Here is an 18,358-nt window from a genome sequence, read left to right as displayed (position 1 = left end):
AGGGTGAGTGACGGGACTCGAACCCGCGGCATCCTGGACCACAACCAGGTGCTCTACCAGCTGAGCTACACCCACCATGACCGGCTTGGAGATCAGTGATGTCCCCGACCGGCCGAGAAAAAGTGTACAGGGTCCGAAGGGGTGCTCGCGCCCGGCTTTCTCCGCGCCCCCCGACGGCCCCCCGTTCTGCCTACTGAGCAGGCAGGACGTGCTTCGCGGCGATCGTCCGCGCGGTGTCCGAGTCGGGCCCGGGCTGCGGGACGAACAGGGCCTCGCGGTAGTACCGCAGCTCCGCGATGGACTCGCGGATGTCGGCGAGCGCGCGGTGGTTGCCGTTCTTCTGCGGGCTGTTGAAGTACGCCCGTGGGTACCAGCGGCGCGCCAGCTCCTTGATCGACGACACGTCGACGATCCGGTAGTGGAGGTAGCTCTCCAGCGTCGCCATGTCACGCAGCAGGAAGCCGCGGTCGGTGCCGACGGAGTTCCCGCACAGCGGGGCCTTGCCCGGCTCCTTGACGAACTCCCTCACGTACGTCAGGACCTGGTCCTCGGCGTCCTTCAGCGTCGTGCCGCCGGCGAGCTCCTCGAGCAGCCCCGAGGCGGTGTGCATCTGACGCACCACGTCCGGCATCGTCTCCAGCGCCTGATCCGGCGGCCGGATGACGATGTCCACGCCCTCGCCGAGCACGTTCAGCTCGGAGTCGGTCACGAGGGCGGCCACCTCGATGAGCGCGTCGTCCGACAGCGAGAGGCCGGTCATCTCGCAGTCGATCCACACCATGCGATCGTTCATGTGTCTAACCCTACGGCCCGCCGCCACCGGCCGGGCCGCCCGTGCCGGGAAAGCCGAAGGGCCCGCTGGGAGACGTGCTCCCCGCGGGCCCCGGCTACCGGATCACGGCGCGCTGCGCTGCCCGGGCAGACTCGCCGACAGGGCCTGCGCCTGGCCGACCGCACTCGCCGCCGCGGTACGGCGGGACTGCAGCGGGACCGGGTGCTCCGGGTGCAGCGGGGCGGGCGCCTGGCCGGGCTGGCCCGGATGGTGCCCCGCGTGGCCCGGATGGCCCGGCATGCCGGGCCCGGGACCGCCCGGCGCGCTCTCGGTCTCCTGGGGCCGCTCGCCCTGCGGACGCCGGGCCCGGTACGCCGCCCGGTACGCGGCCGGGGACGAACCCAGCTGGCGGCGGAAGTGCCCGCGCAGGGCGACCGGCGACCGGAAGCCGCAGCGCCCCGCCACCTCGTCCACCGAGTAGTCCGACGTCTCCAGCAGGCGCTGCGCCTGGAGGACCCGCTGCGTGATCAGCCACTGCAGTGGAGCGCTCCCGGTCAGCGAGCGGAAGCGGCGGTCGAACGTACGCCTGCTCATGTACGCGCGTGCCGCCAGCGTCTCCACGTCGAACTGTTCGTGGAGGTGCTCCAGCGCCCAGGCGACGACCTCGGCGAGCGGGTCGGCGCCGATCTCCTCCGGTAAAGACCTGTCGAGGTAGCGCTCCTGCCCGCCGCTGCGGCGCGGCGGCACGACGAGCCGCCTGGCCAGGGCCCCGGCCGCCTCGTTGCCGTGGTCCGTGCGCACGATGTGCAGGCACAGGTCGATGCCCGCGGCCGTGCCCGCCGACGTCAGCACGTCGCCGTCGTCGACGAACAGCTCACGCGGGTCCACGTGCACCGACGGGTAGCGCTTGGCCAGCGTCGGTGCGTACATCCAGTGGGTGGTCGCGGGGCGGCCGTCCAGCAGGCCCGCCGCCGCGAGGACGAAGGCGCCGGTGCACAGCCCGACGATGCGGGCGCCCTCCTCGTGGGCGCGGCGCAGCGCGTCGAGCGCCTCCTCCGGTGGCGGAGAAGTGATCGAACGCCAGGCCGGTACGACGACCGTGCCCGCGCGTGAGATCGCTTCCAGGCCATGTGGTGCGGTGAGTTCGAGGCCCCCCGTGGTCCGTAGCGGGCCGTCCTCGCCCCCGCACACCAGTAGTCGGTAGCGCGGTACGCCGGCGTCCTGGCGGTCAACCCCGAACACCGACAGCGGTATGGAACTCTCGAAGATGGGGCCGCCGCTGAACAGCAGCACCGCGACGATCTCCTTGCGGCGTCGCCCGGAAAGCTTCCGGGCCGCGGCTTCCGGCGCGGCAGTGGAGTCGTGGCTCATACTGCTAAGCCCCCCTCGGTGGTCGCGGCTCCTCGGTTGTGTCGCTCCTGCACGTTTCCCCTCGGTCCTGCACGAGTCCCCCGCCGTAGACAGTCAAGATCGAATCTACTGTGTGCCGTCGTGCCGAAGTGGCCGGTTAGTCACCCGGCACATTGTCGACTTGGCAACTTGGCGTGAAGCATTCGATCACGAAGCGTTGCACTCGTGGGGCGTGCAGGGAAGTGCGCCTTGTCGAGGTGGCCAATCCACGTAGGGTGCGCGGACCGCCTGAGGTCCTTTCCGTGCAGGTCGAACGGGGGTTGGGGGGTGGTCGGGCAGGGGGATGCGCCACAATGAGAAGTTGGCTGAAAACCGATGTGCGTGTGCGCGGAAACCGGTCAGCCGACCGGTGTATCCCCTGCGGTGTGCCGTCCGCCACGGTGCGACCCCGTTCCGGTGCGGTGACGCCGGCCCCGGTGGGGTGCCCGGTCCTCGGCCGCGAGCCGGGCCGCACCGCGCTCGGACTGGCGCAGCAGCACCCGGCAGGCGCCCGTGACGGCCGCGAGCCCGAGGGCGGTGCCGGCGGCACCGGCCAGAGAGGCGCCGTAGCCGAGGAGCACCATCGGAACGAGCAGGCAGCTGAAGGCAGCCCAGCGAACCACATCGGTCGCGGTGTCCCGCGGCGGCGGGGTCGCGCGGTCCGCCTCGGCGGCGGGGCGTGGTGCGGACATGGGTACTCCCTGTGGCGTGACTCACGGAGTTCAACGCGTGGCCGGGGCGTCGGTCACCGGCGGCCCGGATCGCCGCACGTGCCCACGGCTGAGTGAATCCCGTGCAAACCGCCTGTACAGCGCAGCAACCATTGCGTTACGGGCGGTGCCTCGTGCATGCTCCCTGGAACCCGCACGCACCGTGAGCGGGATCTGGGCTAAGGAGGCGTGCCGCCGTACCCTTGAGGGTATGGGGGTGGGAAGACCATTCCCGGACACAGCTCCGCCGCACACTGTTGTCCCCCATATAAGGATCACGACGCCGAGACAGCCATGGCCGGTCACGAATTCTTCGAACCCGCGGACCGCAAGCGGCCCGTCGCCGATCCCACGGCGGCCGAGCCCCTGGCGGCGGAAGAGCCACGCCATTCCTGCGATCCCGCCTTCAAGCACGGGGTCGTCGTCGGCTTCGACGGCTCCACCTCCAGTGAGCGCGCCCTGGCGTACGCGATCGGCATGGCCCATCGCTCCGGGTCGGGCCTGATCATCGTCCACGTCGCCAACCGGCTGCCGACCACGGTGTGGGCGGGCTGCGAGCCGCCCGTCTTCGTGGACGTGCCGGACCACCGCACCGAGGTGCTCGGCCTCGAGCTGGCCTGTGCGGACTACCTCGCCGAGGTGCCCTGGATCCTGGTCGAGCGCGGCGGCGACATCTGCCACGAACTCGAAGAGGTCGGGCGGGAGTACGAGGCCGACGCGATCGTCGTCGGCTCCACCCACGGCATCGTCGGGCGCATCTTCGGCTCGGTCGCGGGGCGGCTCGCCAAGCGGGCGCAGCGGCCCGTCATCGTCATTCCCTGACGTTCACGCAGGAGCGACGCCCTGCGGCAACTCCCTTGTGCACCGCGCAAATCTACTCGCGCGTAGAGGTGTTTGTGCCCTTGTGAAGGGCATATACGGGACACACCGCACAACTGCACCTGCACGAAGGGAGCCCGCCGTGGACAAAGACGTCTCCGCGGGAAGTGGAATCACGACCGTGGCCGGTCGACTCGCCCTGGGAATCACCCTGTTGGCCTTCGGGCTGGGGCATACCGCTCTGATCGACGGCGTGTCGGCCGCTGACGCCGTGTCAATCGCTCAGTACGTGGGCGGCATTGCGCTCTTCGTCGCGGGGCTGGTGGCCCTGCGGGAGGGTGACGCCGCCGGTGGTACGGCGTTCTCGGTGCTCGGGGCGCTGTGGTTCACCTGGGCCGTGTCCGACAGTGCCTCCGGCAACGCGGCGGGGCTGTTCCTGCTGTTGTTCGCGCTCGTGGCGCTGTCCCTGACACTCGCGGGCGGGGACCAGCTCGGTCAGGGCGTGTACGGGCTGTTCTTCGTGGCCCTGCTGCTCATGGCGATCGCGAGTTTCGCCGGCAACGACGGGCTCGTGAAGGTGGGCGGCTGGTTCGCCGTCGCCGCGGGGGCGGTGGCCTGGTACGCGGCGACCGCGGCGCTGGCGCACTGGCCCACTGCGATTCCGCGACGCGCTGCGGGCCGGGGCGTGACGGCCACCGGTTAGCTGCGCCGGCTGGGGAGTTGGGCGGCTTCCCGGCGATGAAACGGACCCCCCGTGCGTGGTGGCAGCACGGGGGGTCCGTTTTCGTTCGTCGGCCGGTGCGGGTGCGTTGTGGTTGCTCGCGCAGTTCCCCGCGCCCCTTGAAGGAAACCCTCTACTCCACCGTTACCGACTTGGCGAGGTTGCGGGGCTTGTCGATGTCGCGGCCCAGGGCCAGGGCCGTGTGGTACGCCAGGAGCTGGAGGGGGATGCCCATCAGGATGGGGTCGAGTTCGTCCTCGTTCTTCGGGACGACGATCGTCTCGTCGGCCTTCTCCTGGGGCTGGTGGGCCACCGCGAGGATCCTGCCGCTGCGGGCCTTGATCTCCTCCATGGCGGCGCGGTTCTTCTCCAGCAGGTCGTCGTCGGGGACGATCGCGACCGTCGGGAGGGCCGGCTCGATCAGGGCCAGCGGGCCGTGCTTGAGCTCCGAGGCGGGGTAGGCCTCGGCGTGGATGTACGAGACCTCCTTGAGCTTCAGGGAGGCCTCGCGGGCCACGGGGTAGCCCCGGACGCGGCCGATGAAGAGCATCGAGCGGGCCTCGGCGAACTGCAGGGCCAGCTTCTTGACGTCCTCCTCCTGCTCCATGATCTCGGCGATCTGGGCGGGCAGCTTGCGCAGGCCCTCGATGATGCGCTTGCCGTCGCGGACCGACAGGTCACGGGTGCGGCCCAGGTGCAGGGCGAGGAGGGCGAAGGCCACCGTGGTGTTGGTGAAGCACTTGGTGGAGACGACGCAGACCTCCGGGCCGGCGTGCACGTAGATGCCGCCGTCGGCCTCGCGGGCGATCGCCGAGCCGACCACGTTCACCACGCCGAGGACGCGGGCGCCCTTGCGCTTGAGCTCCTGCACGGCGGCCAGGACGTCGTAGGTCTCGCCGGACTGGGAGACGGCGACGTAGAGGGTGTCGGGGTCGACGACGGCGTTGCGGTAGCGGAACTCCGAGGCGGGCTCGGCGTCGGCGGGGATGCGCGCCAGTTCCTCGATCATCTGGGCGCCGATCATGCCAGCGTGGTACGAGGTGCCGCAGCCGAGGATCTTCACGCGGCGGATCCGCCGGGCCTCGCGGGCGTCCAGGTTCAGGCCGCCCAGGTGCACGGTGGAGAAGCGGTCGTCGATGCGGCCGCGCAGCACACGGTCCACGGCATCGGCCTGCTCGTGGATCTCCTTGTGCATGTAGGTGTCGTGGCCGCCCATGTCGTAGGAGGCGGCCTCCCACTCCACGGTGGTGGGCTCCGCCGTGGTGCGGGTGCCCTCCGTGGTGTAGGTACGGAAGTCGTCGGCCTTCAGGGTGGCCATCTCGCCGTCGTCCAGGGTGACGATCTGGCGGGTGTGGGCGACCAGCGCGGCGATGTCCGAGGCGACGAACATCTCCTTCTCGCCGATGCCGAGGACGACCGGGGAGCCGTTGCGGGCGACGACGATCCGGTCGGGGAAGTCGGCGTGCATGACGGCGATGCCGTACGTGCCCTCGACGAGCCGGAGGGTCTCGCGAACCCTGTCCTCCAGCTTGGGTGCCTGCGCGCGGGCGATGAGGTGGGTGAGGACCTCGGTGTCGGTCTCGGAGAGGAACTCGACGCCGTCGGCCTCCAGCTTGCGGCGCAGGTCGGAGGCGTTGTCGATGATGCCGTTGTGCACGACGGCGACCTTGTTGTCGGCCGACATGTGCGGGTGGGCGTTGACGTCGGACGGGGCGCCGTGGGTGGCCCAGCGGGTGTGGGCGATACCGGTCGTGCCCTTGAAGCGGGCCGGGACCTTGGCCTCCAGGTCGCGGACGCGGCCCTTGGCCTTGACCATCCTCAGGCCGGACGTCTTCGGGGACGTGACGACGATGCCCGCGGAGTCGTAGCCGCGGTACTCCAGTCGCTGCAGGCCCTCCAGGAGGAGGGGCGCGACGTCACGCTTCCCGATGTAACCGACGATTCCGCACATGTATACGTATTCCTAGCCGTAGACGATGCGCCGCAGCTGCCGGAGCGAGAGCTCCGGCGGGGCCACCGCGCGGTATGTGAGATCCGCCTTGATCCGCTCGAAGATCGCCGCGTTGACCAGGCCCTGGGCCTGGAGCTCGCGGTGGCGGCGACGGACGTACTCCTCGGTCGTCTCGTCGAAGTAGGCGAGCACGTCCTGGATCACGCGCAGCGCCTCGCCCCGCCCGAGGGCGGTGGACCGCGTCAGATGATCAACGAGTTCGTCGTGCACTCGCTAGATCTTGGGGTACTGGCGGCGCTTTCGCAAGAATTCTGCCCGATTTCGGGCAAGCGTCTGAGGGGATCCTTTGGGAGAACGTTGAACGTGTCATGAGGGCTTGTTCGTGACGCGTCCACCGGGTGTCCGGAATCCCGTTGCCCGAGGCGTCGATTTTTGGACGCCATGGACACTCCTCGTATGGGCGTACCCGAGCGGCTCGCCGAGCGCATGACCATGGCCGAGCAGCACGAGTACCTGCGCGCCAGGTTCTCCCGGCGCACGATGATCAGAGGCGGCGCCGTCACGCTCGGCGCCGTCGCGGGTGGCGCGTTCGTGCCCGGCGCCACCGCCCAGGCAGCCGTCCCGAGCGGCCGCCCCGGCACCGAGACCGTCGACGGCGCCCATGTGGCCCCCTTCGGCCGTCACCTCGCCTACGGCACCGACCCGCGCACCGAGATGACCGTCTCCTGGCAGGTCCCGGTCGCCGTCAAAAAGCCCTTCATCCGGATCGGCGCCCACCCCACGGACCTCTCCCGCAAGATCGACGCCGAGGTCCGCACCCTCTTCACGCCCGCCGGTGTCGGCGCGAGCGGCGACCACACCCAGTACTACGTCCACGCCAAGCTGACCCATCTGAAGCCGGGCCGGACGTACTACTACGGCGTCGGCCACCAGGGCTTCGACCCGGCCGAGCCGCACCTGCTGGGCACTCTCGGCACCTTCACCACCGCCCCCGCGCACAAGGCGCCGTTCACCTTCACGGCCTTCGGCGACGAGGGCGTGAGCTACCACGGCCTGGCCAACAACGCCCTGCTGCTCGGCCAGAACCCGGCCTTCCACCTGCACGCCGGCGACATCGCCTACGCCGACCCGTCCGGCTCCGGACAGACCTCCGACACCGGATTCGACTCGCGGATCTGGGATCAGTTCCTCGCCCAGACCGAGTCCGTCGCCAAGTCCGTCCCCTGGATGCCCGCCTACGGCAACCACGACATGGAGGCCTGGTACTCGCCGGGCGGCTACGGCGGCGAGGAGGCCCGCTGGACCCTCCCGGACAACGGCCCCGACAAGAAGAACCTCCCGGGCGTCTACTCCTTCGTCTACGGCAACACCGCGGTCATCTCGCTCGACGCCAACGACATCTCCTTCGAGATCCCCGCCAACCTCGGCATCTCCGGAGGCACCCAGACCACGTGGCTGGAGACCCAGCTCAAGAAGTACCGGGCGGCTCACGACGTCGACTTCATCGTCGTGTTCTTCCACCACTGCGCCTACTGCACCTCCACCTCCCACGCCTCCGAGGGCGGGGTCCGGCAGGAGTGGGTGCCGCTGTTCGAGAAGTACACGGTGGACCTGGTCATCAACGGTCACAACCACCAGTACGAGCGCACCGACGTGATCAAGGGGAACAAGGTCACCAAAAAGCTCCCCATCGGCGGCACGGCCTACCCCGAGACCGACGGCGTGGTCTATGTGACGGCCGGTGCGGCGGGCCGCAGCCTCTACGCGTTCAGCGCCCCGCTGTCGTACGAGGGCAACGAGCACGACGTGGAGTCCGTGGCCTCGTTCGTCAACGTCAAGGGCGGCAAGCAGAACGAGACCGTCGCCTGGTCCCGGGTGCGCTACCTCGACTACTCCTTCCTGCGCGTGGACGTCACCCCCGCGCCGAAGGGGCGCCTGGCCACGCTGAAGGTGCGCGGCATCGCCGAGACCGGGGACCAGATCGACCACTTCACGGTGGCCCGCCGGGCGAAGTAGCCGCGCGTCCTACATCCGCTTGAGGATCGCCTGTTTGGCCAGGGCGAACTCGTCGTCCGTCAGCACGCCCGTGCGGTGCAGTTCCCCGAGCTCGCGCAAGCGGCGCAGCAGGGCGTCGTGGTCGTCCTCGGCGGACGCGACCGCAGGAGAAGGCAGCTCCGGTCGCGCGTCCACCGGGTGCGCGGCGGCGGCCCGGGCCGGGTGCGGAAGCCTGGCCTGGACCGCCGCCGCGACCAGCGCCATCAGCGGGTCCTTCTTGAAGCCCCACAGCTCCACGGCGTTGGGGTCGTACTTGGGCGGGGTCTTGGTGGGTGCGTGCCGCACGGTGAAGCGCAGGTGACCGTTCTCCAGACCGGCCGCCGGGTGCCACTCCACACCCGTGATGTCGGCGAGCGCGAGCGTGCGGGCGCCGGCGGCGGCCTTGGCGTCCTCCGTCTTCCAGTTCCACTCCAGGCGTATGCGCTCGCCGTCGAAACCGGCGGTGCCGTCCCCGGCGGAGACCGACAGGGGGACCGACGGGCCCGGCAGCAGATACGCGTCGACCGGGCCGGCGGGGACCTGGTCGAGCAGCAGGGCGCTGCGGACCTCGTCCACGAAGTACTCGGCGACGCCGTAGCGGTCGGACTCCACGATCAGCTGGTACGGGTCGTGGGGCTCGGTGAGCCGGCCGCCGGTGGCGTGCAGCAGCGGGTCGGCGCCGTCGCGCAGCCGGAGCCTGAGCCGACCCGACTTCTTGCCCTGCTCCAGGGAAATGCCCGCCAACGCCCCCAGCGGGACGTTCAGTTCACCCAGCTCCCTGCGCAGCAGACTGACGTTCTTGTCCCGCCCGGGAGTCAGTCGCAGCGCGTCCCCGTCGAAGGCCCACGTGCCGTCCTTCTGGATGATTTCCGTCATGGGTTGACATCCTCCCCCTCTGAAAGAGCGAGATTCCAACCTTTTCGGGTTGAGGTTCACGGGCGCTCGAACGGCTGGTGGCCGTTGTCGCGCCCGCGCGGCGGAGCCGCACATCGATTCAGCCCCGCGCCCCTGAAAGTACCGACGCCGACGCGCACCCCCGGTGGACCGTACACCGGGGGTGCGCGTCTGTCTGTGAGGTCAGAGGTCCGCTATGGGGTTCCTCAGGGTGCCCACCAGCTGGAGGGCGCCGGACGGGTCCGACAGGTCGACCATCTGTTCGTTGTTGCGGAGTTGGAGGCGGTTGAGGCAGGACAGCGCGAACTCGGGGGCGAACATGTCGTACTGCTTGAACTTGTCGGCGAGTTCGGGCATCGAGTCCTGGTAGGCGCGGGTCACGTCCGCCACCGTCTGCCAGAAGTCGTCCTCCTCCAGGATCCCCTCGGTGGCGAGGTTCGCCGCGAGGAAGCGGAAGAAGCAGTCGAAGACGTCCGTGAAGACCGACAGGAGCTTCTTGTCCTCCGGGACCTCCACGCGGAGCCGCTCGACCGTCGGCGGCAGCACCGCGTCCGGGTCCATGACCGCGATCTCCTCGGCGATGTCCTTGTAGATCGCGCGCTGCACGACTCCGTCCTTCAGCACCAGGATGACGTTCTCGCCGTGCGGCATGAACACCAGGTCGTAGGCGTAGAAGCTGTGCAGGAGGGGCGTGAAGTAGGCCTGGAGGTAGCGGCGCAGCCACTCCTTCGGGGTGAGGCCCGACTGCTCGATCAGGGCGCCCGCGACGGACGCCCCCTGGTGGTCGACGTGGACCAGGGACGCCATGGTCGCCAGCGACTCGCCCTCCTGGAGGGACGGCACCGGGCTCTCCCGCCACAGCGCGGCGAGCATCTTGCGGTACGGCGAGTAGCGGTCCGTCGCCTGCTCGTACTCCAGGTGCCGGTAGCCGACCGCGGCGCGCTCCCGGATGATCGACAGGCCCGTGGACCGCAGCACCGGGTCGCCCTCGATGAGCTGGGCCAGCCAGTCGTTGATCGCCGGGGTGGCCTCCATGTAGGCAGCCGACAGGCCGCGCATGAAGCCCATGTTGATGACCGACAGCGCGGTCTTGACGTAGTGCTTCTCGGGGCTGGTCCGGTTGAAGAAGGTCCGGATGGACTGCTGGGCCAGGTACTCGTCGTCGCCCTCGCCCAGGCACACCAGGTGCCCCCGTGCGACCTCGGCGGCGAAGGTGACGGCGAGCTTGTTCCACCACTGCCAGGGGTGGACCGGGATGAACAGGTAGTCGGCGGGGTCCAGGCCCGCCTCGCGCAGGACGCCGTGGAAGCGCTCGACGGTCTTCTCGCCCAGTTCCTCGCGCAGGAACGACTCGTACTCGATGCCCACCCCGGCCGTGAACGCCGCACGCGAGCGGTGTGCCGCGAGCCAGACGAGCCGGACCGGGCTCGCCGTCTCCGGCGCGTACGACAGGTACTCGTGGATACCGAAGCCGAGCCGGCCGTTGTTGGCGACGAAGCAGGGGTGGCCCTCGGTCATGCCGGTCTCGATGGCCTGGAAGTCGCCGCGCGCCAGCTCGGCCGCCGTGGTTTTCGGCTTGGTGAGCTTGTAGCAGGTGCCGGAGAGGGTGGAGGAGATCTCCTCCAGGTAGACCGGCAGGATGTCGTCGCTCAGGCCCAGGGACTTCCGCAGTTCGATGAAGAAGTCCAGGGCGGCGAGCGGGAGTTCGGCGCCGTCCCGGTGACGGGTGATGGAGGCGGCGTCGACCTGCCAGTGGTCCAGGGCGCGGCGGGTGGCGGAGAAGCGGTAGCTCGTCAGGCCGTCGTCGCTGCGGACGACGTAGCTCTCGCCGTCCTGCTCGGGGGTGATCAGCCGCTCGTGCGCGAACTCGGCGAGCGCTTTGCGGACCAGCAGGCGGCCCGCCTGGTCCCAGCGCTCGGGGGACAGGTGTGCCACGGCGTCGGACAGGGTCATATCGCCACTCCTCGGGCAGCCAGGAACTGTGCGCGCGTGCAGAAGCTGAGCAGCGCGCGCTTCTCCGGCTTGTCGATCTCGCGCTCGGCCACGAAGCCCACGGCCTCGTTGAGCGCATGTACTGCCTTGTTGCTCACGTCGGGCTCCACCACGACCCGGCGGGTGCGCGGATCGGCGAACAGCTCGTCCATCACGGCGGTGATGACGGCCCTGGTGAAACCGTGGATCGGCCGGTCGGTCGGCGCCACCAGGAAGTGCATGCCGACGTCGCCGGGCTCCGGGTCGTACAGGCCTACCAGCTCGACGTACCGGGGGTCGTACTTCTCCATCAGGAACGCCGGGCGGCCCTCGTGCAGACCGATGCAGGCGTCGTGGTGCTCGTGCGCGGCGATCCGCATGTACTCGCGCTCGACGTCCTGGAGTTTCGCGTCCTGCATCATCCAGTAGGCCGCCTTGGGGTGGGTGACCCAGGAGTGCAGCAGCTCGGCGTCCCGCAGGGGGTCGAGCGGGCGGACGGTGAGCGATCCGATGCCGGTGGTGGCGCTCATACGGCGAACTCCTGGAACGCGATGCTCTTCTCGACCGGGTAGTACTCGCTGCCGAGCAGCTCGCGGATGATGTACGCGTTCCGGTAGGGGCCCATGCCGAGGTCCGGGCTGGTGATGCTGTGCGTGTGGACGCCGGCGTTCTGCAGGAAGACCCCCCGGCCGGTGACGTCGATCGCGTAGTTGCGGGCGACGTCGAAGTTGCCCTGCGAGTCGTAGACCAGGCGGTCCTTGACGGGGGCCAGGAACTCCGGCTCGGCGTACTTGTAGCCGGTCGCCAGGACCAGGCCCCGCGAGTCCAGCTCGAAGTCCTTGCCCTGCTCCTCCTGGCGGAAGCCGAGCGTGTACGTGCCGTTCTCGTACCGCGCGCTGTGCAGCGAGGAGTTGGTGAGCAGCCGGGTGGGGACGGGGCCGCCGAGGTTCTTCTGGTAGAGCAGGTCGAAGATCTCGTTGATGAGGTCGCCGTCGATGCCCTTGAACAGGCCCTTCTGCTCGGCCGTGAGGCGGTAGCGGGTCGCCTCGGGCAGCTCGCGGAAGTAGTCGACGTACTCCGGGGACGTCATCTCCAGCGTGAGCTTGGTGTACTCCAGCGGGAAGAAGCGCGGGGAGCGGGTGACCCAGTTCAGCCGGTAGCCGTGGACGTCGATCTCGCTGAGCAGGTCGTAGTAGATCTCGGCGGCCGACTGGCCCGAGCCGACCAGGGTGATCGAGTCCTTCTTCTGCAGCTCCGCCTTGCTGTCCAGGTAGCGGGAGTTGTGCAGGAAGTCGCCGCCCAGGCCCTGGCAGGCCTCGGGTATGTGGGGCGGGGTGCCGGTGCCGAGGACCAGGCGACGGGCCCGGTAGGTGCCCCCGGCGGTGGTACGCACGACGTACAGCTCGTCCTCGTACGTCACCTCGGCGACCGTCGTGCCGAAGCGGATGCTGCTCAGTTTGCCCGCGGCCCAGCGGCAGTAGTCGTCGTACTCGACGCGCAGCGGATAGAAGTTCTCGCGGATGTAGAACGAGTACAGCCGGCCCTTCTCCTTCAGGTAGTTCAGGAAGGAGTACGGCGACGTGGGGTCGGCGAGGGTGACCAGGTCCGACATGAACGGGGTCTGGAGGTGGGCGCCGTCCAGGAACATGCCCGCGTGCCACTCGAAGTCGGGCTTCGACTCCAGGAAGACGCCGTCGAGCTCGTCGATCGGCTCGGTCAGGCAGGCCAGGCCGAGGTTGAACGGGCCGAGCCCGATGCCCACGAAGTCATGGGTTCTGGTCGGGGTGTCAGGACGCGCGGTCAAGGGACTCTCCCAGGTACTGCTCGGCGTGGCCGGCGATCAGATCGAGGACGGCGGCGATGTCGGACGCCTGCGTCTCGGGGTTGAGCAGGGTGAACTTCAGGTAGTGGCGGCCTCCGACCTTGGTGCCCGCGACGATGGCGTCACCGGAGGCGAACAGGGCCTTGCGGGCGTAGAGGTTGGCGCGGTCGATCTCGGCGGGGTCGGTGACGGCCGCCGGGATGTAGCGGAAGACCAGCGTCGACAGGCTCGGCTCGACGACGACGTCGAAGCGCGGGTCGGCGGCGATCAGCTTCCAGCCCTCCCGGGCCAGGTCGCACACCTCGTCGAAGAGCTGCCCGATGCCGTCGGCGCCCATGGTCCGCAGGGTCATCCACAGCTTGAGGGCGTCGAAGCGGCGGGTGGTCTGCAGGGACTTGTCCACCTGGTTGGGGATGCGCTCCTCCACCATGCGCCGCGGGTTGAGGTACTCGGCGTGGTAGGTGGCGTGGCGGAGCGTGGCGGCGTCCCGCACGAGCACGGCCGAGGAACTCACCGGCTGGAAGAAGGACTTGTGGTAGTCGACGGTGACCGAGTCGGCGCGCTCGATGCCGCTGATGCGGTCCCGGTGCTTCAGGGAGGCCAGCAGGCCGCAGCCGTAGGCGGCGTCGACGTGCATCCAGGTGCCGAACTGCTCGCACAGCTCGGCGATCTCGGGCAGCGGGTCGATGGAGCCGAAGTCGGTGGTGCCTGCGGTGGCGACGACGGCCATGGGGACGAGGCCGTCCGTCGCGCAGCGCTCCAGCTCGCGGGCGAGCGCGACGGTCTGCATGCGCTTGTCGTGGTCGACGGGTACGGAGACCACGGCGTCCGGGCCGAGCCCGAGCAGCTTAGCGGACTTCTTCACGCTGAAGTGGCTGACCTCGGAGGCGAAGATGCGCAGTTTGGCCAGGGAGGCAGGACCTTCCCACCCATCCCGCCCTGGCTTCGCCTCCTCGCGGGCCAGCAGCAGCGCCTGGAGGTTGGACTGGGTGCCGCCCGAGGTGAACACGCCGTCGGCGGCCGGGCCGAGGCCGATCCGCTCGGTCGTCCAGTCGATCAGTTTCCGCTCGATGAGCGTGCCGCCGGCCGACTGGTCCCAGGTGTCCAGCGAGGAGTTCACGGCGGACAGGACGGCCTCGCCGAGCACCGCCGGGATGACGACCGGGCAGTTGAGGTGGGCCAGGTAGCGGGGGTGGTGGAAGTAGATCGCGTCCCGGAGGTAGACGTCCTCCAGTTCGTCGAGCACCGCGCCGGTGTCGTGCAGCGGCTGGTCGAGGTCGATCCCGTCGATGCGCGGGGAGAGCGCGTCGACGGTGATGCCGGTGAACGGCCGGGCGGTGGCGGCGAGTTTGGCGGCCACCCGCTCGACTCCGTCGGTCACGGAGCGGCGGTACTGCTCCGCGGTGGTGTCGTTGAGCAGGTGCGAGCGCATGTGGGGGTCCTCCGGTGGGGACAGTCCGGTGTGGGACGGGGTGGGCTGGTCTCCGACGTCCAGAACTTAGGTAAGCCTAACCTGACTTGATCGAGGGGAGAGCGCGCTCTGCCGTGACGGTGGTCACTCGTGTCACCTCAGCGCCGGTGAGCTGCGGCTACGCCTCCGCCCGCAGCTGCTCCTCGCTCGCGCCGCGCCGCCAGTAGCCGACGAACGTCACCCTGCGGCGGTCGATCCCGCGTTCGCGCACGAAGTGCCGGCGCAGCTCCTTCACGCATCCGGACTCGCCGGCGATCCAGACGTACGGCCGTTCGGCCGGGGGCAGCCGGGCGGCACGGAGGGCGTCGAGGGCCATGGGGGACCCCTCGGTGCCCCTCTCGTCCCGGACCAGCCAGGTGATCTCGGCGTCGGCCTCGGTCGCCACGTGCTGGATGTCGCCGGCGTGCGGGACCTCCAGCCAGACCCGGGCGCGGGTGCCGGCCGGCAGCGCCTCGACGATGGCCGAGGCGGCCGGTACGGCGGTCTCGTCGCCCCAGACGACGACGAGGTCGGTGTCCTCGGGCGGCCGGAACCGGATCGCCCGGTTGTCGGCGACGGCCGGCCCGAGCAGCAGGACCCGGTCACCGGCGGCGGCCCGGGCGGCCCAGCGGGAGGCGGGGCCCGCCTGGACCGTGGCGCCCGGCTCGATGCCGTGCAGGGCGAAGTCGATGTCGACCTCGTCCGGGTCGCGGCGCAGGGCGCGCAGGGTGTACGACCGCATCACGGCCCGTACGTCGTCCGGGAGTTCACGCCAGCCCTGCCACCAGCCGTCGCCGAGCTCGAGCGGGACGACCGGCTCGGGCTGCCCGGGGTGCGGCAGGAACAGCGACAGGGACTGGTCCCGCCCGCCGGAATGGAAGGCGTGCAGATCGGGTCCCCGGAAGGTGACCCGGACCAGAGACGGCCCGAGCCGCCTCGTCCGCACGACCTGGAGGGAGAAGAAGCGGAACGGGGCGGCTACGGCGGTGGTCACGTGCGGCTCCTGGACGTCAGGAAGGGGCAGGGGGTCAGGCGACCTTCTTGGCCGACTCGATGGCCTTCGCGAGGTTCTCCACCAGAGGCGTGCACTTGTCGTACGACAGGATCGGCTCGGGCGAACGCGAGATGACCTGACCGGCCTTGACCGCGGGCAGCTTCTTCCAGGTCGCCTCGGTGATGTCGGCCGGCTGGATGGTCGAGGCACGGTCGTCCATCATGATGACGTCCGCCGGGTACTTGTCGACGTTCTCCCAGCTGAGGTTCTCGAACCAGCCGCCGTTGGCCTCCATGGCCTTCTTCGGGGGCTCGACGAAGTTCACGCCGAGGGCCTTGAAGTACTCCAGGTCGATGGAGAAGTTGGAGCCGGAGACGTAGAAGATGGCGTCCGAGGCGGAACCGGCCAGCACCTTGATCTCGGGGCGGGACTTGGCGGCCTTGCGCAGCCGCTCGGAGGCGGCCTCGAAGCGCTTCTTCGCCTCGACGACGTTCGCGGCCTTCAGGTCGGCGCCGAGCGACTGGGCGAGCTCGGCCATGCGCTGCAGCGGCTTCGGCATCTGACGGTCGAAGACCGAGACGGCCACGCTCGGGGCGAGCTTGGCGATCTTGTCCTTGGATGCCAGCGGGACGTACCAGAGGCTGCCGGCTGCGTCGAAGGTGGTGGTGATGAGCACCTCGGGCTGGAAGGCCGCGTACTGCTCGACGTTGAACTGGTCGAACCTGTTGCCGAAGACGGTCAGCTTGCTGACGTCCATGTCGCCGGCCTGGACGTCGGCCTTGCCGTCCTTGGTCCTGGTCGGGCCGAAGACGCCCTTGACCTCGATGCCGTAGTCGTACAGGGCGGCGGCGACACCGGTGAACGCGACGATCCTCGTGGGGACGTGGTCCAGGCTCACCGTCTTGCCGCGGTCGTCCTTGAACGACCAGGGGCCGGACTTGGCGGCGCCCTTCGCGTCCGAGCCGCCGCCGTCCTTGGAGTCCTCACTGCCACACGCGGTCACGAGGGCGCCGAGCCCGAGAGCACCACCGGCGGCGAGCAGGCCGCGGCGGGAGTAGCGGGCGGTTCTGGCGTTCGACATGACTGGGTCTGCTTTCGTGCGTACGGAGCCACTGCGGGCACGGCCGACAACCCTGTGGCTGAGATCGACCTTAGGTTAGCCTAACCTGAGATCTTGTCCAGAGGGTCGGGGGGTGTGTGCCCGGGGGTGGGGGCCTGGATGCCTGAGGATCCAGTGATCCGGATCACGAGGGTGCCGTACGCGGGTAGCCTCCGTCGGGTCGGCGCCCACGGCGTTGCACGGGTACGTCCGACCGGGCCCGGACCTACGGTTTGAGCCGTCGCGCCACGGCCCTGACCAGGTCGGTACGGGAGATCTGAAGAGCGAAGGCCCCGCCCTGGTCCGCCGCGGGCTTCGCATACCAAGGCAGGCCGCGGCGGCGCCACTTGGCGGGAGCGAGGCCCTCGGGGACGGCGTCAGGTCGGGGCGCTTTCAAGTCAGATGGCTGGATGGGGGCTGATGGGTGGCGGGCGAAAGCAAGCCGCCCTAGTAGCCGAAAACAAGCGTGCCTTGTTGGTTCCCTTGCCGTAACGGCGGTGGGAAGCAACAAGGCGGGCGAGGAAATCCCTGAAGAGAGTTTCTGTGGCGGTCGTGTCGGACCTGGCTGAGGTCAGCCCACCAGCCCCAACTCCCGCGCGATCAACATCCGCTGCACCTCGCTCGTGCCCTCACCGATCTCCAGGATCTTGGAGTCTCGCCACATGCGGGCGACCGGGTATTCGTTCATGAAGCCGTAGCCGCCGTGGATCTGGGTGGCCTCTCGGGCGTTGTCGACCGCGACCGTGGAGGAGTGGAGCTTCGCCAGGGCCGCTTCCTTCTTGAAGGGGGCTCCGGTCACCAGGCGGGCCGCCGCGTCGCGCCAGGCGAGGCGGGACGTGTGGGCCTTCATCTCCATGTCCGCGATCTTGAACTGAATGGCCTGGTTGGCGGCGATCGGCTTGCCGAAGGCGTGGCGTTCCTTGGCGTACTTGACCGACTCGTCCACGCAACCCTGTGCCAGACCCGTCGCCAGCGCCGCGATCGCGATGCGGCCCTCGTCGAGGATGCGCAGGAACTGGGCGTAACCGCGGCCCTCCTCGCCCAGGAGGTTCTCCGCCGGGACGCGGACGTCCGTGAAGGACAGCTCGCGGGTGTCCGAGGCGTTCCAGCCGACCTTGGAGTAGGGGGCCGCGACCGTGAAGCCCGGGGTGCCGGACGGGACGATGATCGAGGAGATGTGGGGCTTGCCGTCGGGCTTGCGGCCCGTGACCGCCGTGACCGTCACCAGGCCCGTGATGTCCGTGCCCGAGTTGGTGATGAAGCACTTCGTGCCGTTGATCACCCATTCGTTCGTGGCGGAGTCCAGACGGGCCGTCGTACGGGTCGCGCCCGCGTCGCTGCCGCCGTCCGGCTCCGTCAGGCCGAACGCGCCCAGGAGCTCGCCGGAGCAGAGGCGGGGGAGCCATTCCCGCTTCTGGGCCTCGGTGCCGTAGAGGTGGATCGGCATCGCGCCGAGTGAGACGCCGGCCTCCAGGGTGATCGCCACCGAGGAGTCGACCCGCGCCAGTTCCTCCAGGGCCACACCGAGGGCCAGGTAGTCGCCGCCCATGCCGCCGTACTCCTCGGGGAACGGCAGACCGAACAGGCCCATGCGGCCCATCTCCCGGACGATCTCGTACGGGAACTCGTGCCGCTCGTAGAAGTCGCCGATCTTCGGCGCCACCACCTCGTGCGCGAACTCCTCGACCGTACGGCGGAGTTCCTCCAGCTCGGGGGAGAGACGGTAGTCCAT

16 protein-coding genes and 1 tRNA gene are annotated in these 18,358 nt (G+C 69.6%); 3 read left to right on the top strand and 14 right to left on the bottom strand.

Annotated elements, in window-relative coordinates:
• Positions 1-2: 2 nt before the first annotated feature.
• The 4 genes from HDC93_RS30170 to HDC93_RS30155 form a co-directional block, all read right to left on the bottom strand.
• Positions 3-75: transfer RNA gene (locus HDC93_RS30170), tRNA-His, on the bottom strand.
• A 115-nt stretch (positions 76-190) separates the two neighbouring features.
• Entirely contained in the window at positions 191-793 is a 603-nt protein-coding gene (gene orn / locus HDC93_RS30165) for an oligoribonuclease (protein ID WP_185014008.1), read from the bottom strand.
• A gap of 102 nt (positions 794-895) precedes the next feature.
• Positions 896-2,143, bottom strand: coding sequence for a helix-turn-helix domain-containing protein (locus tag HDC93_RS30160; RefSeq protein WP_185014007.1), 1,248 nt, complete (start codon positions 2,141-2,143; stop codon positions 896-898).
• Positions 2,144-2,520: 377 nt separating this feature from the next.
• Positions 2,521-2,853: a hypothetical protein gene (locus HDC93_RS30155; RefSeq protein WP_185014006.1), complete on the bottom strand. Its 333-nt coding sequence runs from the start codon at positions 2,851-2,853 to the stop codon at positions 2,521-2,523.
• 312 nt (positions 2,854-3,165) lie between these two features.
• Here HDC93_RS30155 and HDC93_RS30150 point away from each other — a divergent pair, with 312 nt between their 5' ends.
• Positions 3,166-3,693 (top strand): universal stress protein, encoded by a 528-nt coding sequence (locus HDC93_RS30150; protein ID WP_010047889.1) that lies wholly within the window; start codon positions 3,166-3,168, stop codon positions 3,691-3,693.
• 139 nt (positions 3,694-3,832) lie between these two features.
• Entirely contained in the window at positions 3,833-4,393 is a 561-nt protein-coding gene (locus HDC93_RS30145) for a GPR1/FUN34/YaaH family transporter (RefSeq protein ID WP_185014005.1), read from the top strand.
• Positions 4,394-4,544: 151 nt separating this feature from the next.
• Here HDC93_RS30145 and glmS read toward each other — a convergent pair whose 3' ends face one another.
• Entirely contained in the window at positions 4,545-6,362 is a 1,818-nt protein-coding gene (gene glmS / locus HDC93_RS30140; RefSeq protein ID WP_185014004.1) for a glutamine--fructose-6-phosphate transaminase (isomerizing), read from the bottom strand.
• Between the two features lie 12 nt (positions 6,363-6,374).
• The gene (locus tag HDC93_RS30135; RefSeq protein WP_185014003.1) at positions 6,375-6,632 is read right to left on the bottom strand and encodes a hypothetical protein; all 258 of its coding nucleotides are present in this window, start codon (positions 6,630-6,632) and stop codon (positions 6,375-6,377) included.
• A 186-nt stretch (positions 6,633-6,818) separates the two neighbouring features.
• Here HDC93_RS30135 and HDC93_RS30130 point away from each other — a divergent pair, with 186 nt between their 5' ends.
• Positions 6,819-8,378 (top strand): metallophosphoesterase family protein, encoded by a 1,560-nt coding sequence (locus HDC93_RS30130; RefSeq protein WP_185014002.1) that lies wholly within the window; start codon positions 6,819-6,821, stop codon positions 8,376-8,378.
• Positions 8,379-8,387: 9 nt separating this feature from the next.
• On the opposite strand, the gene HDC93_RS30125 is transcribed toward HDC93_RS30130, so the two are convergent.
• From HDC93_RS30125 to HDC93_RS30090, 8 genes are all read right to left on the bottom strand, one after another.
• Complete coding sequence (locus HDC93_RS30125; RefSeq protein ID WP_185014001.1) at positions 8,388-9,272, bottom strand: DUF4429 domain-containing protein; 885 nt, start codon at positions 9,270-9,272, stop codon at positions 8,388-8,390.
• Between the two features lie 201 nt (positions 9,273-9,473).
• Positions 9,474-11,243: an IucA/IucC family siderophore biosynthesis protein gene (locus tag HDC93_RS30120; RefSeq protein WP_185014000.1), complete on the bottom strand. Its 1,770-nt coding sequence runs from the start codon at positions 11,241-11,243 to the stop codon at positions 9,474-9,476.
• Complete coding sequence (locus HDC93_RS30115) at positions 11,240-11,791, bottom strand: GNAT family N-acetyltransferase (protein ID WP_185013999.1); 552 nt, start codon at positions 11,789-11,791, stop codon at positions 11,240-11,242. Before HDC93_RS30115 ends, HDC93_RS30120 begins: the two co-directional genes overlap by 4 nt.
• Positions 11,788-13,065, bottom strand: a complete 1,278-nt coding sequence (locus HDC93_RS30110) for a lysine N(6)-hydroxylase/L-ornithine N(5)-oxygenase family protein (RefSeq protein WP_185013998.1) — start codon at positions 13,063-13,065, stop codon at positions 11,788-11,790. The genes HDC93_RS30115 and HDC93_RS30110 overlap by 4 nt, the downstream gene beginning before the upstream one ends.
• Positions 13,049-14,515 carry a lysine decarboxylase DesA gene (gene desA / locus HDC93_RS30105; RefSeq protein ID WP_185013997.1) on the bottom strand — a complete coding sequence of 489 codons (1,467 nt, stop codon included), beginning with the start codon at positions 14,513-14,515 and terminating at the stop codon, positions 13,049-13,051. Before desA ends, HDC93_RS30110 begins: the two co-directional genes overlap by 17 nt.
• A gap of 157 nt (positions 14,516-14,672) precedes the next feature.
• The gene (locus HDC93_RS30100) at positions 14,673-15,527 is read right to left on the bottom strand and encodes a siderophore-interacting protein (protein WP_185013996.1); all 855 of its coding nucleotides are present in this window, start codon (positions 15,525-15,527) and stop codon (positions 14,673-14,675) included.
• A gap of 34 nt (positions 15,528-15,561) precedes the next feature.
• Positions 15,562-16,608 carry an ABC transporter substrate-binding protein gene (locus HDC93_RS30095; protein ID WP_185013995.1) on the bottom strand — a complete coding sequence of 349 codons (1,047 nt, stop codon included), beginning with the start codon at positions 16,606-16,608 and terminating at the stop codon, positions 15,562-15,564.
• Positions 16,609-17,197: 589 nt separating this feature from the next.
• A complete protein-coding gene (locus HDC93_RS30090) occupies positions 17,198-18,358 on the bottom strand; it encodes an acyl-CoA dehydrogenase family protein (RefSeq protein WP_185013994.1) in 1,161 nt (386 codons plus the stop codon).

The organism is Streptomyces sp. AK010 (assembly GCF_014207295.1).
GTDB lineage: Bacteria > Actinomycetota > Actinomycetes > Streptomycetales > Streptomycetaceae > Streptomyces > Streptomyces massasporeus.
Note: the sequence above shows the minus strand (reverse complement) of the source record. Positions and strands in the feature narration are given on the sequence as shown.

What these genes read in the sequence shown, in the direction of transcription:
- HDC93_RS30155 (WP_185014006.1), bottom strand. Translation starts at nt 2,853, where the DNA reads ATGTCCGCACCACGCCCCGCCGCCGAGGCGGACCGCGCGACCCCGCCG.
- HDC93_RS30090 (WP_185013994.1), bottom strand. Translation starts at nt 18,358, where the DNA reads ATGGACTACCGTCTCTCCCCCGAGCTGGAGGAACTCCGCCGTACGGTC.
- orn (WP_185014008.1), bottom strand. Translation starts at nt 793, where the DNA reads ATGAACGATCGCATGGTGTGGATCGACTGCGAGATGACCGGCCTCTCG.
- HDC93_RS30095 (WP_185013995.1), bottom strand. Translation starts at nt 16,608, where the DNA reads ATGTCGAACGCCAGAACCGCCCGCTACTCCCGCCGCGGCCTGCTCGCC.
- HDC93_RS30150 (WP_010047889.1), top strand. Translation starts at nt 3,166, where the DNA reads ATGGCCGGTCACGAATTCTTCGAACCCGCGGACCGCAAGCGGCCCGTC.
- glmS (WP_185014004.1), bottom strand. Translation starts at nt 6,362, where the DNA reads ATGTGCGGAATCGTCGGTTACATCGGGAAGCGTGACGTCGCGCCCCTC.
- HDC93_RS30120 (WP_185014000.1), bottom strand. Translation starts at nt 11,243, where the DNA reads ATGACCCTGTCCGACGCCGTGGCACACCTGTCCCCCGAGCGCTGGGAC.
- desA (WP_185013997.1), bottom strand. Translation starts at nt 14,515, where the DNA reads ATGCGCTCGCACCTGCTCAACGACACCACCGCGGAGCAGTACCGCCGC.
- HDC93_RS30115 (WP_185013999.1), bottom strand. Translation starts at nt 11,791, where the DNA reads ATGAGCGCCACCACCGGCATCGGATCGCTCACCGTCCGCCCGCTCGAC.
- HDC93_RS30130 (WP_185014002.1), top strand. Translation starts at nt 6,819, where the DNA reads ATGGGCGTACCCGAGCGGCTCGCCGAGCGCATGACCATGGCCGAGCAG.
- HDC93_RS30125 (WP_185014001.1), bottom strand. Translation starts at nt 9,272, where the DNA reads ATGACGGAAATCATCCAGAAGGACGGCACGTGGGCCTTCGACGGGGAC.
- HDC93_RS30160 (WP_185014007.1), bottom strand. Translation starts at nt 2,143, where the DNA reads ATGAGCCACGACTCCACTGCCGCGCCGGAAGCCGCGGCCCGGAAGCTT.